This window comes from Paenibacillus sp. GM1FR (assembly GCF_002803315.1).
Taxonomy (GTDB): Bacteria; Bacillota; Bacilli; order Paenibacillales; family Paenibacillaceae; genus Paenibacillus; species Paenibacillus amylolyticus.
The window spans coordinates 90,783-105,291 of the sequence record NZ_MKZL01000010.1; the positions used below are offsets into that span (position 1 = coordinate 90,783).

Genomic DNA, 14,509 nt, shown 5'->3' on the forward strand with positions numbered 1-14,509 from the left:
CAAGAGGTACAGGGGCTTGATGGATTGGATCACCACCGTCGATCACAAAAAAATCGCCATTCTCTATTTGGTTGCGGGTGGATTTTTCTTTGGAATCGGCGGCATTGAAGCCATTTTGATTCGGATTCAACTGATGAAGCCTATGAATGATTTTGTATCGGCACAGGTCTTCAACGAATTGATTACAATGCATGGAACAACGATGATTTTCCTTGGTGTCATGCCACTTATTTTTGCCATTATGAATGCTGTCGTGCCTTTGCAGATCGGGGCACGGGACGTTGCTTTCCCGTTTCTTAACGCGCTGGGTTTCTGGACATTCCTCTTTGGTGGATTGTTGCTGAACCTGAGCTGGGTTATGGGCGGAGCACCGGATGCGGGTTGGACCTCATATACGCCGCTTTCGGGCAGTGAGTATAGTGGAACGCATGGTGTGGATTTTTACACCATCGGCCTTCAGATCGCGGGTCTGGGAACGCTCATCGGGGGCATTAACTTTCTCGCAACGATTATTACAATGCGTGCTCCAGGCATGTCTTACATGCGGATGCCGATGTTTACATGGACGACATTTATTACATCTGCCATTATCCTTTTTGCTTTTCCTGCCATCACGGTAGGGCTTGTACTTTTGACGTTTGACCGTATACTGGGAGCGAATTTCTTCGATGTAGCAGGTGGCGGTAACCCGGTACTCTGGCAGCACATCTTCTGGATCTTCGGGCACCCGGAAGTATACATTCTGATTTTGCCGGCATTTGGTATTATCTCGGAGGTTATTCCGACCTTCTCGCGTAAACGGTTGTTCGGATACAGCTCCATGGTATTTGCCACCATCCTGATTGCCTTTCTGGGCTTCATGGTATGGGCGCATCACATGTTTACAACAGGTCTGGGTAATGTAGCCAACGCGCTTTTCTCCATCTCCACGATGTTGATTGCCGTACCTACCGGGATCAAAATCTTTAACTGGCTCTTTACGATGTGGGGTGGACAGATCCGTTTTACAGCGGCAAACCTGTTTGCTGTTGGATTCGTCCCAACCTTCGTTATGGGTGGTGTTACAGGCGTTATGCTGGCATCTGCTCCAGCAGACTTCCAGTTCCATGATACGTACTTTGTTGTAGCCCACTTCCACTACGTTATTGTTGGGGGACTCGTACTTGGATTGTTCTCGGGACTACATTACTGGTGGCCGAAGATGTTCGGACGTATTCTCAGCGAAACACTGGGCAAATGGACGTTCTGGACATTTATGATCGGTTTCCAATTAACGTTCTTTGTACAGCATTTCCTCGGTCTGATGGGGATGCAGCGCCGGATCGTTACATACTTGCCGAATCAGGACTTTGACCTGCTCAATCTGGTCAGCTCCGTCGGTGCGTTTCTAATGGGTGTTGGGGTTATCATGTTCCTCGTGAATATTGTAATCACAATGAGAAAACCGGCTGGCGCGCCAAACGATCCGTGGGAAGACGGCCGTACACTGGAATGGTCTATTCCATCTCCGCCGCCGGAATATAATTTCAAGCAGACGCCGCTGGTACGCGGAATTGATGCATATTGGAAGGAAAAAATGGCAGGACATACGGAGATGACACCGGCAGAACCTGTAGGTTCGATTCATATGCCTTCAGCAACGCCGTTGCCGTTTGTAATGTCAGTAGGTATCTTTATCGCCGGACTTGGCTTGATGTTCAGCAATGATGAATTTGGTAATGCATTTATGAATGTCATTTTCAACAATTATATTGTAGTTATTATTGGTCTCGTAATCACATTTGGAGCAATGGCACTTCGTTCACTTTATGATGATCATGGCTGGCATATTGAACCGGAGGATCAGGATGAGAAGGGGGCTAGAACATGACAACCTCACATGCCGAACCGGTGAACGACAAATTGCCGCATGAACCGGAGAAAGCAACGCTGGAAGGCCGTAACAAGCTTATCGCCTTCTGGTTGTTCCTTGGCGGCGAAACGGTACTGTTCGGTACACTCTTTGCTACCTTCCTGGCTCTTCGTGGCCAAACCAATGATGGACCTACGGCGAATGAACTGTTCCACCTGCCACTTGTGGCCGCTGCAACGTTCATTCTCCTGGTCAGTAGTTTGACGAGTGTATTTGCGATTCAGGCCATGCATAAGGGCAAGCGAGATGCACTAGCGTTGTGGCTTGGCATCACGGTAGTACTGGGTATGGGATTTCTCGCACTGGAAATTTACGAGTTCTACGAGTATGTGAAACATAAAGAGTTTGGCATGACCACGAGTGCATTCAGTTCAGCATTCTATACACTGGTCGGGTTCCACGGAGCCCACGTTGCTTTTGGTATTGTGTGGATCGGAATCATTATCGGTCAGCTGTTCAAAAAAGGATTGACGGTCGTAACCGCACCTAAAGTATACGTCTCCGCAATGTACTGGCACTTTATTGACGTGGTATGGGTGTTCATCTTTACGGTCGTGTACCTGCTCGGAAAGGTGGGGTAGCACATGTCGGCACAGGATAAGACAGATCAACAGCCTGTGAAACACCGTCACCGGACGGAAGGGCCACAGAAACACGTCGTGGTGTTTATCTTCTCCATTATTCTTACGCTGATTGCGTTTGCGGCTGCTTCTGCCGGAGGGGTCAACACAACCTTTATCATTATTATTTTGCTCGTCATGGCTATTCTTCAAGTATTCGTTCAATTGGGTTATTGGATGCACTTGAAGGACAAAGGGCACTTGATGCCGATTCTGTTCATGGCCTTTGGCTTTTTCGTAGCCTTTACGTGCATCATTATGGCACTCTATTGGGTCTGGTGGTAAAAGAGATGGCGGCGGCGCATTGCCGCCGTCTTTTCCCCTTTTTGGCGAATGAATCTTCACAAAGTAATGAAGGCAACAATCAAATCAGGTCACGGGGAGGTTTCCCGTATGCTCGGGTTGCAATATTTTAGCTTTAACGACTTATGGAGTCCGCTTATATTGGCTTTATTTCTGATCATTGCTGCGGCTTATCTGGTGCTTGTGGGACCGTTAAGCGAACAAATAAAGGATGCAGAACCTGCGACTGCTGCACAGAAAATCATGTTTATTACAGGGCTATTTGTCCTATATCTGGCTCAATCTGGACCCTTTAATCTGCTTGGTCACGTGATGTTTAGCTTCCACATGGTAAGTATGGCGTTCTCCTATCTGGTAGCTCCGCCGCTGATGATGAAAGGTTTGCCGATCTGGGTATGGCGCAGAATCGTACGCTGGTTGCCTACACGCCAGCTATCGTTCCTGGCTCATCCGATCGTTGCGGCAGTGCTCTTTAACGGGCTGTTCTCGCTGTATCACCTACCGATTGTACATGATTACGTCATGCTGAATTTTACCGTTCACCGGTTGTATTATATTGCACTGTTCATCACCTCGATGCTCATGTGGTGGACATTGCTGAATCCGTTGCCAGAAGGCAGACAAGCATCGGGGTTATCCAAGATCGGTTTTATTTTTCTGAATATGGTACTGCTTACGCCTGCGTGTGGATTGATTATTTTTGCGTCCGAGCCGTTGTATCAGACGTACAGCAACCCGGCAGTATGGGCTGAAGCCATGCGGTATTGTGTGTCTGGAGATTCTACGGCGTTACTTCGCTCATTCGGTGGGCCTGCGTTCTTCAACTTCCTGTCTTCCGCGAAGGAAGATCAGCAGGTCGGTGGCATTGTAATGAAGTTTATTCAGGAAGGAATCTTCGCCTCGATGTTAGCCTATGTCTTTTTCCAATGGTATCGGAAAGAGAAGCAGGAAGATGATGATGATTCTTATCCTGCAGGAGGCGCAGGGGGGCCGCTCAATCCGGCTGCCAAATAATGAAGTAATGTTCTGACAAGAGGGGGAACACACGATGGATATGTATTTTTGGCTACCAACGATCAGTACTTCTTTCATTGTGATTAGTGCAGTACTGGTGGGGATTGGATGGGTACTGATTATTCGGGGGAAACGTGAGGCTCATCAGTCCGCCATGGTAGCAGGTGCGATTGCAGCTCTAATCTTCTTTGTGATCTATATGTCTCGTACAGTGTTCGTGGGCAATACAGCTTGGGGCGGGGACCCGGATCTGGAGATCTTTTATCGGATATTTCTGATCTTTCATATTATCCTGGCTACCGTGGCAGCGATATTTGGCATCTCCACACTAGTGCTGGGGTTCAAAAAGAAGTTCGGAAAACATCGCCGCTGGGGTAAGTTCACGTCCATGATCTGGTTCGGGTCAGCGCTAACAGGTGTTATCGTGTATGTTCTTCTATATCTCTTATATCCTGGTGGTCATACACGTCCGGTGTGGGAAGTTATCCTCGGCGTATAGAAGTAGAGATATAACCTCCGGTTACTCGGACGTGCTTCACTACTCTCTTCTGAAAATATGAAAATGGACGAATCTAGCAGATCATTCGTCCACGCTTCCTCTCTCATTCATTCATAGAATGAGTTCGAGAGGGGGAAACAAAATGAAAAAAACAGTCAACGTCAGTCAGACGTATCCACGTCTTACCGTGTATTCAGAAGAGAACTACAGAGGGAGAAGCCGCATCTATCGTGGCAACACGGGTCTTCGTAACCTTGACAATATTTTGGATGGGGTGGAGAGCCTGCGCTTTTTCTCAACAAGTTCCAATGCAACACTGGTTGTGTTTACACGTCCTAACTTCCAAGGTGGATTCCGAGTCTTCCGAGGCAACACCAACTTGAGAGATTTGGATGATCTGATCCGTGGCAATGATGTGGAATCCCTGATCTCCACCAATCAACGGTTAACGCTGGCTCAGATTCGCGCAATCCGCAGGGATCGCAGTCTGCCTAGTGGTTATAACCTCGTTTAATCGTAAGTCCTCTTCTTCTAACAGGTGCTAGAGAGCGGCAAAGGGCTGTACCCGAATTGTGTTTACACAATAACGGGTACAGCCCTTCTTTTGTGATTGGGGAATGATGTTTAATCCCCGCCACCCCCACTGTCTCCGCCGCCACTATCTCCACCGCTGTCATTGCTGCTACCACTATCGCTGTTGTGATGAGAATGTGTGCCTCCTGAAGAATCCGAATCATGATGTTTGTGATCCGGTGTGTGTCTAGCATGTCGATCGTAGGAGTCATCTCCCATAATGACCGGATATCCCGAAGCAGAGTCGGTATAACCGTTGTTACGGCGGATGCGGTGTCTGCCTTTTTTGGCAGAATGACGATGAGGCTCATCCCGGAGGACCAACCAGATTACGACGATAAGGAAAAGGAGGACAAATCCGATCTCTACCAGCCAATCCATAGCTGTAACCTTCCTTTCTAGGGTTCGTTACTATAATTTATTTTAACGTAAATTCGTACTGTGTCCCATCCCGTCTTCCTGATTCAGGAAAATTAGGGGTTGACGGGATGAGAAATAGGTCTGTATACTGTGTATATTGATATATACAGTAATCACAGTAAGCAACATGAGTGAATGACAGGTGAAAGGCAGGCATGCATATGAACGAATGGAAGCAGGCGTGGTGGTTGACCCGCAGCCAGATGAGTAAGGATAGGCTCCAATGGCTATGGTCTGCATTATTCATGATATACACTGGCGGTATGAGCGGTGTGATGTTTTTAGGACAACAACAGACAGATATTATTAATCCAGTAGTGGATTCCTTCTTTTTAATCATGTTGCCATTTCAAGGGTTTATGTTCTGCAGGCGCTCCTTCCGTTACATACAGGAAGATTCTTATACGCAGATGCTGGCCTACTATCGTAGAATTCCCATTCCTGAACAAGTGGTGATGTGGTCCAGGCTACAGCAGTCTCTGATGGCGTTTACGTACAATGGAATCTTTTTCTACGGATCGTTATACGTGGTTAACCTTCATGCCGAAGGATTCCGATGGGATCAGTATCTGGCCTTTAGCCTTACCTGTACAGGTTATGGCCTTTTGGTAACAGGGTTCTATATATACGGAGAGTTTCTGAACAGTGGCAAGAAATACTTGCTTCTCAGTACGCTTTTTATACCATTTGCCATTGGCATATCCATACTGATTCGAATGTCAGGCAGTTACGGATTGCGGATTGTAATGGATGGAAGTAAATCATGGGGGCTACTTTCCCCGATCATGTGGATTTCTCTGGTGGCTGGCGTAGCGGGATTATGGCTGTCTAGTCGTTTTACGCTGAAGAAGCTGGTTCATCGGGATTTGAATTAAAATGAGAATTGAGCTTATGTACGAATACAGGATGAAACCGGCACGGTCAGGTAACAGACTGGAGTGTACCGGAGGGCGAGGTGCAAGATGTGAAAATACCCATTCAAATTAATGAAAATAGCGCTGAACCTTTATACCACCAAATTGAAAATCAGTTAAGATCGTTGATAATTACGGGTCAGTTGGGGGAGGGAACACATTTGCCGTCCATTCGTGAGTTCGCCGGAGCACTGAATTGCAGTGTTATTACGGTTAGACGGGTCTATCAGGATCTGGAGAATGAAGGCTTGCTTCGTACGAAGCAGGGGACAGGTACATTTGTGGCCCAGGTAGAAGCCGGCGACAGAGAAAATTATAGATTAAAGGCCGCACAGGAAGCGATGCAGGCAGCGGTGCAGTCCGGGAAATCGGTAGGCTGTACGGAAGAAGAGATGGAGAGCCTATTCCGGGAAGTCCTGAAGGCTATTTACGTGAAGTAAGGGAGTGATTCATACGTGGAACCCATAGCAATCCAGTTGAACGGCGTATCCAAAATGCGAAAACGCAGAGTTATTGGCCCAATTGATCTGACCATCCCGGAAGGGTATATAGTGGCTATTCTCGGTCACAATGGTTCAGGCAAAAGCACCCTTCTTAACATGTTACAGCAAGTGGTGCTGCCAGATGCTGGGCAGATTATATGGTTTGGTCAGGAACATGATGGGCCACTTCCCATTGAACTGAGACAACAGATTGGTTTTGTGGCAGATAACGCTGGTTCAGAAGAGAACCGGATAACAGCACAAGAAGCGGCCCATTTCCGGGCGTACTGGTACCCGCGTTGGGATATGAAGTTGTTCGACCAACTGATTCAGGATATGGAAGTACCTGTTGATGTGAAGCTGAACAAGATGTCCAAGGGAGAAAGGCGAAAATTTGAGATTGCAGCTGCAATTGCAGCTCGCCCAAGACTATTGCTTTTGGATGAGCCTTCATCAGGATTGGACCCCTTTGCCTGGAAAGTGATGGTTGAGCAGTTCCGTACCTTCATGGCGGGGGGAGACACCACGATTCTGATTGCCACACATATTGCAGACGAAGTCAAAAGGCTTGCGGATTACATCGTATTGATGCACCGTGGTCAGTCACTGGGGATGGCCGAGAAAGATATGGTGCTCGATCAGTGGAAAGAAGTCTGGTATGAAGGAGATTTAAGGCCAGAAAGTATTCCTGGTGTTGTGGAATCTTCTATAGAAGAGGGAGGTCTGGTTCGCGTAATTACAACCCGGGTCAGCGAGGCGCAGGAGAGGCTGGAGCTGTCCAATAACCGGGTATTGAGAATCCGTAACTTGGAATTGGATGAAGTGCTGGCATTCTGGATTGCCGGGTATGCACCCGTACAGTGGAAATAACCGAAGGGAGACGATAAATGATGAACCGATTGGAATTGAAGCAAGTCGTCAAGCAATATGCAGACAAAACAGCCGTTAATGGAGTCACGCTCAATGTAAAAGAGGGGGAGATTTACGGACTGCTCGGAGCCAATGGTGCAGGTAAAACAACCACAATGCGTATGGTGCTTGGACTGATTCACCCTGACGGAGGGAATATCCTGTACAACGGCAAGTCCTATAATACGGAGCTGCAACAGATTATGGGTTATCTTCCGGAAGAGCGCGGATTGTATCCGAAGGTGAAAGTCAGCGAACAGATTAATTACCTGGCACGACTTCGTGGCATGAATGGTAAGGACGCAGATCAGAGCCTCAAGTATTGGCTGAATCGGTTTGAGGTACCTGAGTATTACGATAAGAAGATCGAGGAGTTATCCAAAGGTAATCAGCAGAAAATGGGCTTTATCGCGGCTGTAGTGCATAGACCGCAGATTCTCATTCTGGATGAAGCGTTCAGTGGACTGGATCCTGTGAACGTGGAATTACTCAAATCCACCGTCAAGGAGCTACGTGACGAAGGCACGGCCATTCTGTTCTCAACACACCGTATGGAGCACGTTGAAGAGTTGTGTCGTCAGATCACCATTCTGCATCGTTCCAACACGGTGGTACAAGGAGAGATCAAGGAGATCAAGAGCCGGTATCCGCGTGAACAGGTATTCCTGGGTACGATTGGTAGTGTGGAAGGACTTGAACAGTTGTCTGGTGTGAAGAAAGTCGAGCGGAATGAGCGTGGGTACCTGATACATATTAGTCAGGTGGAAGCGGCTCAAGAGATTCTGAGAACAGCCATGACTCAGACGACAGTGGAACACTTTGAACTGAAGGAACCAACGCTTAACCAAATCTTTATTCGTGAGGTAGGTGAGTCGAATGAATAAAATGGGAACGATTACGGGTTTTACATTTAAAAACAAAGTTAAAACGAAATCATTCATGGTAACGACCATTGTACTTGCACTTTTAATTTCAATCGGACTCAATGTTCCGTATTTCATTACCTTATTCAACGGGGGTTCCATTGGTGGAGCTTCAAGCAGTAATCCTGTAAATATCGGTCTTTTGAGTACAGGGCAGCCTGAAGTTTCGGAGAAACTGGAGAGCTTCTCTGCGGCTCAAGGAGATCAGGCCTATCGATTCATTGCCAGTGGTGACAAAGATGAGGCTGCTCTTGCGGCGGATGTGGAAGCAGGGCTTACCGATGGTTATCTGAAGTTTGAAGCTGTTTCCGGGCAAGAGTTCCCGCAGCCCATTCTATATTCAGCAGAAGACGTATCACCTCAGATCATTGCATCCATTGAAGCAGCGTTGCAGAGTGTGAAGCTGGATGTGGTTGTGAAGGATGTACTCACAGCAGAGCAGAAGGAACTGATTACAAAACCTGTGAAGCTCACTGAGCAAAGTTTGAGTACAGATGAGAGCGGAGCAGGTACTGAGTCTGAAGGTAAAATGAGCCCGATTAACTATATTGTGGTGTACTTGCTGATCATCCTGCTGTTTACCTCAACGATGATGACAGGTAACATGATTGCCTCAGAGATCACAGCTGAGAAGAGCTCACGTATTATGGAGATTCTGATTACGAGTGTATCACCGCTCAGTCAGATGTTTGGTAAAATCATCGGTATTTTCATGGTGGGGATGCTGCAAATCGGGATCTTCGGAGCGGTGGTTGCCGGAAATATCTTGCTGCCGCATAACCGTGCAGTATTAGGTGATTTCAATATGAGTGTAAGTGATGTGAATAGTGCAGTTATTGTGTACGGACTCATATTCTACATTCTGGGTTACTTCCTGTATGCCGTGTTGTTTGCTGCCATTGGTTCAATGGTAAGCCGTACTGAAGAACTCGGTCAGGCTGTTCTGCCGATTACGATGTTGTCGCTTGTTTCCTTCTATATTGCGATCTTCAGTATTTCTACGCCGAACATTCTGTTGTTGAAAATCGCAAGCTTCATTCCATTCACGTCGCCGACCGCGATTCTGGTACGAATCGGCGCAGGAGTTGCGCCAACTTGGGAGATTCTAACGTCCTTAGCGATTCTCATCGTATCCATTATCATCTTCGGATGGCTTGCAGCCAAAATTTATCGCACAGGTGTGTTGATGTACGGTAAACGTCCAACCTTTAAGGAATTGTTTAAAGCCATGAAGGCATATAAGATCTAGGTGGAGTGTTTGAAGGTGTGTGTGTTGTCATAATTAGCAAGATATGCATATTTATCCATAAATATGCATATCTCTATTTGAAATTAGCTTGCAGCCATTGGTGGCCAATTTAATGTTGAACGCGCTACATGTTGTTTAATGGTGTTCGATTACAAAAGTCAAGAACGAATAATTACTTAGAAGTTTTATTTAATTTGGGATGGTTGATTTTTGTATAAACAAGCTAAATTACATTCCGTAGGTCGAATTGACAATAAGTTAAGTAAATTACCTTTGTTTGTTACTAAATTTATTGAAAGTAAGAAGCATAGGCTTTTAATTGGCTGATTACAGAGAAATTTACCACAGTTCAACAAAGAACAGAAATTGAATTATCCATGCTAGAAATATTAACGATATGTGAAAAAGAAAGCTTCCTTTGGAACGATAATCTAAGAAAAATTAAAAGGACATAAGAGGGCTATAATCTATAAAACTTTATTTTAGGGTTGACAATATATAAAATTTCAAACAAAATACATGCTATAGCATATATTAAATTCATATGCATAACTTTATGAAAGAGGGGTAGATATGTTCATTTTTATCACAGTTTTACAGGTTCTATTAGGTGGTTTTTTCCTTTTTACAGGAAGCAAAATTATTTCCGGTAAAATGGCCAATGAGTTTAAACGTTTTGGACTGCCATCGTTCTTTAATGTTTTGACTGGTTCGTTCGAGATTGTGGGGGCAGCTGGTATGATCGTTGGCATCTGGATGCCTGTCGCAGCAATTTTAGCTGGTTTGCTTCTAGCCGGAACAATGCTTGCTGGAGCGCTTACTTTAATAGTCTTAGCTAAAGATCCGATTCAGAAGGCCATTCCAGCACTCATTTTGTTCATACTTAGCTTGATTGTATCCATGTATCATTTTTTCTAAACGAAATTAACGAATTTTTGACGGATTTCATGTGTAACCTTTGAGAGATCGACTATATTTGATTTAAGAAAATGATAAATGAGGGTACTGCAATGGACTTATATAATATTACCGGCTTCTTGATCCATCGTACAGATGTTAAGCTTACAAACTATTTTACGAAACAATTAAAGCCCTACAAGGTGACACCGGAGCAGTGGAGCATTATCTCCTGTCTTGATATGGATAAAGCTATGACTCAAAAAGAGCTGGCGGAGGCCATCGATCGGGATCAAACAACGGTAGTGAGAATGATACATTCTTTAGAACGCAAGGGCATGGTTCGACGTATTGTTCATGATCAGGATAAGCGCTCACATTATTTATATTTGTCCTCTAAAGGTCAAGAAGTTAAAGGAAAGCTGTTGTTAACAGTTAAAAACGCGCATGACTATGTTACACGAGGTTTGGAACACGATGAATTAAATCAGTTAAAAATGATATTAGATAAACTGTACCGAAATGTGCAAGAAGATTAGTTAGACTCTATACCAGAGGATGAATCATGACAACTACATGCCGAAGCACAAAATTTGTGAGATTTTTTCCGAATGAAGCCGCAAGAATAAGGATCCAGCTTCTACTTACTTTAGAAGGAGCTATCAGAAATATATGGTCGAATATCATCGTTCACTGGATATTTAATTCCATCAATTCGATTATCCCAGCAATATTTTTAGTTGTACTCAAGCTGATAGGAGCTGCTTGATGTTTTCCTGAGCATATTACTAGAGAAAGAAGGGGAGGAAAGATCATTGGATTATGATTCTAACTGGTTTTGAGATAGCGGCAATTCGCATACGATTAAGTATTTATGTTTCTGTAGAAGAATAGAAGACGGAATGATTTTAATTTAAATGAATAAAGTATTCTAAAATGAGACTGTTATCTAATACTAGATAGTGGTCTTTTTGCTATGTATAATTAAGAAAAAATATCGCAAAAATCCGTATATATTAGCATGCATGAATATGCAAAATGAGTTTTGCGCTTTTTCCTACTTATCATGAAAATATGTCCTGATAGATAAGCTTTATTGATGACTTTTTCTCACTAATTATGACAAGTGTTGTGCTGTGTCGGTGGTCATATTAAATCGAGTTCAGGAGAGGGTCGATGATCATGCAGCAGTTAAAAGGGTTCTATATACAGTTTTTGAGGGAACCTCTGTGGTTTAAAGCATTGATCGATCCTGACTACACTACTACTTTCAATTGTATTTAGCAGTTCAGCCTTTTCAGAGCAGGGCAACTACCAAAGCATCTCTAAATTAGCTATCGCTATTTTCTTCGTCGCATATGGAGTGAAGCTGTGGGGCAATCCCAAGGTTTCTATAGCATTCTTTTTCCTAGAACTGATCAGTATCTATTTATCTTGAAATAGCTCAGACTTTGCGAATATCTAACATTGAACCTATATGATTGTTTCGTTTTATGGTTTCTTACTTTAATGAGAGTAATGAAGGAAGGGAGTGTTACTCCAGTTTTGTAGTGGCACCAATTCCCATCTTTAACCGTAGTATCTAAGTATGTCTATTCTATTAAAAAATGGATTGGCAACTATATTCAATAAAGGAGATTACATAACATGAAGAATTGGAAACGCATGCTCTTGTCTCTTACAATCTCGGTAGGATTGCTCGCGTCTGCAGTACCAGCCATGGCTGCTCCACAAGGAACTTCCGTAAAGGTTAATGATCAAGCTGTGAAATATGCTACAGGAGCACCAATCCTGGAGAAAGGTACAACATTGGTTCCACTGCGGACTACGCTGGATGCTATGGATGTGAAGCTAACAACTGCGACAGATGATACGATCACGGCTGTAGTAGATGGTAAAACGATTACACTCAAAAGCAAGCTTACACGGATCAACGGTGTAACGTATGCTCCAATCCGCATCGTCGGTGATGCAGCGGGTTATGAAGTTCGCTGGGATGCTGCAACGCGCACCGTGCTGCTGGTATCCAAAGGTGGAGCAACTGAAACTGCTCAAACCGGTGGACGTGGCTTCATGTGGGAAGTTGAAAGCAATGGCAACACCGTCTATCTGGTAGGGTCCATGCATATTGCGGATGAGAGCTTCTATCCATTGCGTCCGGAGTTTGAAGAAGCCTTTGCGGAAGCTGACTATCTCGGGGTAGAGATTGATATTAGCAAAGCCGCTGACGAAGAGCAGCAAAAGCTGGTGCTAAGTCTGGGTTCGTATCAAGATGGAACAACACTGAAAGACCACATTTCCAGTGAAACGTATACTAAGCTGGGTGATGTATTGAAGAAAAATGGTCTGGAGTCTAACGCTTTGGATGCATTTAAGCCTTGGGTGGTAGAGAGCACACTTGCAAGTTTGAAGTCCACAACGGCAGGATACGAAGCGTCAGCAGGAGTGGATCTGTATTTCATCCAGAAAGCGATCGAGCGCAAACTTCCAGTTATCGAGTTGGAGAGTTATCAATCTCAACTTGGCATGTTTAACGACTTTTCCAAAGAAACACAAGAGGAAACACTGAAAGCGACAATCGAAAACTTCGACGTGTTGGATAACAGTGTGAAAGAAATGGCTGAGATGTGGAAAACGGGTAATGACGAGCAACTGCTTGAACTGACAAACAGCTTCTCCACTAACGAGGAATATAACAAAGCAATGCTGGTTGATCGTAACATTGGTATGGCGGACAAAATCGATGGTTACTTGAAAAACGGCAAAGGTGAGGAGTATTTCATTGTTGTTGGTGCGGCACACTACTTGGGCGATCACGGCATCGTGAAACTGCTTGAGGATAAAGGATATAAAGTAGAACGGAAATAAATATAGATTACTATAGAAGGTAACCCTTTCGTCTCGAATATAAGAGTTGAGAGGGTTGCCTTCTTATATATAGAAGAAAGACAGATTTAAATAAAGAAGATTAAGCTGCAGGATAATAAAATTGAACCTAAGAGTTCATGGTAGATTGAAGGTCCTTAATATGGTTAGATCGTGGATTTGATAAGTTTTGAAATTAACTCTTTACAAGTGTGTGTTCTACATGGTATATTCTATTTCCGGCCAAAAAAACACGAGATACACGGTGCGGCAAGCGATTGAAATAAGCTTCGAAAGAAACTTGAAAAAAAAGCTTGCAAAGTTGGTGCGGATATGATATTATATGAGAGTTGCTGAAGAGAACAACATTCAGTAACGAAACAAGTTTGATCTTTGAAAACTGAACAACGAGTGAGTAAACATTCTGCTTGCAGAATGAAACGCGAAAGTTTGATCCAAGCCTTGGCTTGGATCGGCTGGAGCACAAATGAGATTTTTAATCTCGTCAGATTCAAAATGAGCTTATCGCTCTTTTCAATACTTTATTGGAGAGTTTGATCCTGGCTCAGGACGAACGCTGGCGGCATGCCTAATACATGCAAGTCGAGCGGACTTGAAGAGAAGCTTGCTTTTCGGATGGTTAGCGGCGGACGGGTGAGTAACACGTAGGCAACCTGCCCTCAAGTTTGGGACAACTACCGGAAACGGTAGCTAATACCGAATAATTGTTTTCTTCGCCTGAAGGAAACTGGAAAGACGGAGCAATCTGTCACTTGGGGATGGGCCTGCGGCGCATTAGCTAGTTGGTGAGGTAACGGCTCACCAAGGCGACGATGCGTAGCCGACCTGAGAGGGTGATCGGCCACACTGGGACTGAGACACGGCCCAGACTCCTACGGGAGGCAGCAGTAGGGAATCTTCCGCAATGG

Annotated in this window: 15 protein-coding genes and 1 rRNA gene; 15 read left to right on the forward strand and 1 reads right to left on the reverse strand. The window is 44.7% G+C overall.

Features of this window, described 5'->3' with window-relative positions; translation table 11 throughout:
• Positions 1–19 precede the first annotated feature (19 nt).
• The 6 genes from ctaD to PAEAM_RS05965 all read left to right on the forward strand — a co-directional run bounded on the left by ctaD (position 20) and on the right by PAEAM_RS05965 (position 4,862).
• Positions 20–1,870 carry a cytochrome c oxidase subunit I gene (ctaD, locus tag PAEAM_RS05940; protein ID WP_397376306.1) on the forward strand — a complete coding sequence of 617 codons (1,851 nt, stop codon included), beginning with the start codon at positions 20–22 and terminating at the stop codon, positions 1,868–1,870.
• A complete protein-coding gene (locus PAEAM_RS05945; protein ID WP_047840264.1) occupies positions 1,867–2,493 on the forward strand; it encodes a cytochrome c oxidase subunit 3 in 627 nt (208 codons plus the stop codon). The genes ctaD and PAEAM_RS05945 overlap by 4 nt, the downstream gene beginning before the upstream one ends.
• Before the next feature lie 3 nt (positions 2,494–2,496).
• Positions 2,497–2,817 (forward strand): cytochrome C oxidase subunit IV family protein, encoded by a 321-nt coding sequence (locus tag PAEAM_RS05950; RefSeq protein WP_036613178.1) that lies wholly within the window; start codon positions 2,497–2,499, stop codon positions 2,815–2,817.
• A 108-nt stretch (positions 2,818–2,925) separates the two neighbouring features.
• The gene (gene ctaG, locus PAEAM_RS05955) at positions 2,926–3,849 is read left to right on the forward strand and encodes a cytochrome c oxidase assembly factor CtaG (RefSeq protein WP_100526982.1); all 924 of its coding nucleotides are present in this window, start codon (positions 2,926–2,928) and stop codon (positions 3,847–3,849) included.
• 34 nt (positions 3,850–3,883) lie between these two features.
• Positions 3,884–4,348, forward strand: coding sequence for a DUF420 domain-containing protein (locus tag PAEAM_RS05960; protein WP_076329706.1), 465 nt, complete (start codon positions 3,884–3,886; stop codon positions 4,346–4,348).
• Between the two features lie 142 nt (positions 4,349–4,490).
• Positions 4,491–4,862 (forward strand): hypothetical protein, encoded by a 372-nt coding sequence (locus PAEAM_RS05965; protein WP_036613171.1) that lies wholly within the window; start codon positions 4,491–4,493, stop codon positions 4,860–4,862.
• Positions 4,863–4,972: 110 nt separating this feature from the next.
• On the opposite strand, the gene PAEAM_RS05970 is transcribed toward PAEAM_RS05965, so the two are convergent.
• Positions 4,973–5,302 carry a hypothetical protein gene (locus PAEAM_RS05970; RefSeq protein WP_100526983.1) on the reverse strand — a complete coding sequence of 110 codons (330 nt, stop codon included), beginning with the start codon at positions 5,300–5,302 and terminating at the stop codon, positions 4,973–4,975.
• Positions 5,303–5,502: 200 nt separating this feature from the next.
• On the opposite strand from PAEAM_RS05970, the gene PAEAM_RS05975 reads away from it, so the two are divergent.
• The 9 genes from PAEAM_RS05975 to PAEAM_RS06020 form a co-directional block, all read left to right on the forward strand.
• Positions 5,503–6,216 (forward strand): hypothetical protein, encoded by a 714-nt coding sequence (locus tag PAEAM_RS05975; RefSeq protein WP_133120415.1) that lies wholly within the window; start codon positions 5,503–5,505, stop codon positions 6,214–6,216.
• 89 nt (positions 6,217–6,305) lie between these two features.
• Positions 6,306–6,695 (forward strand): GntR family transcriptional regulator, encoded by a 390-nt coding sequence (locus PAEAM_RS05980; RefSeq protein ID WP_036613231.1) that lies wholly within the window; start codon positions 6,306–6,308, stop codon positions 6,693–6,695.
• 15 nt (positions 6,696–6,710) lie between these two features.
• Positions 6,711–7,607, forward strand: coding sequence for an ATP-binding cassette domain-containing protein (locus PAEAM_RS05985; RefSeq protein WP_047840261.1), 897 nt, complete (start codon positions 6,711–6,713; stop codon positions 7,605–7,607).
• Between the two features lie 20 nt (positions 7,608–7,627).
• Positions 7,628–8,530, forward strand: a complete 903-nt coding sequence (locus tag PAEAM_RS05990) for an ABC transporter ATP-binding protein (RefSeq protein ID WP_100526992.1) — start codon at positions 7,628–7,630, stop codon at positions 8,528–8,530.
• A complete protein-coding gene (locus tag PAEAM_RS05995) occupies positions 8,523–9,818 on the forward strand; it encodes an ABC transporter permease (protein WP_100526985.1) in 1,296 nt (431 codons plus the stop codon). Before PAEAM_RS05990 ends, PAEAM_RS05995 begins: the two co-directional genes overlap by 8 nt.
• A 573-nt stretch (positions 9,819–10,391) precedes the next feature.
• Complete coding sequence (locus tag PAEAM_RS06000; RefSeq protein WP_100526986.1) at positions 10,392–10,736, forward strand: DoxX family protein; 345 nt, start codon at positions 10,392–10,394, stop codon at positions 10,734–10,736.
• A 92-nt stretch (positions 10,737–10,828) separates the two neighbouring features.
• On the forward strand, positions 10,829–11,254 hold the full coding sequence (locus PAEAM_RS06005; RefSeq protein WP_100526987.1) for a MarR family winged helix-turn-helix transcriptional regulator: 426 nt from the start codon (positions 10,829–10,831) through the stop codon (positions 11,252–11,254).
• A gap of 1,108 nt (positions 11,255–12,362) precedes the next feature.
• Positions 12,363–13,583 (forward strand): TraB/GumN family protein, encoded by a 1,221-nt coding sequence (locus PAEAM_RS06015; RefSeq protein ID WP_036613154.1) that lies wholly within the window; start codon positions 12,363–12,365, stop codon positions 13,581–13,583.
• A 539-nt stretch (positions 13,584–14,122) separates the two neighbouring features.
• Positions 14,123–14,509 (forward strand): 16S ribosomal RNA (locus PAEAM_RS06020); the annotation flags it as partial.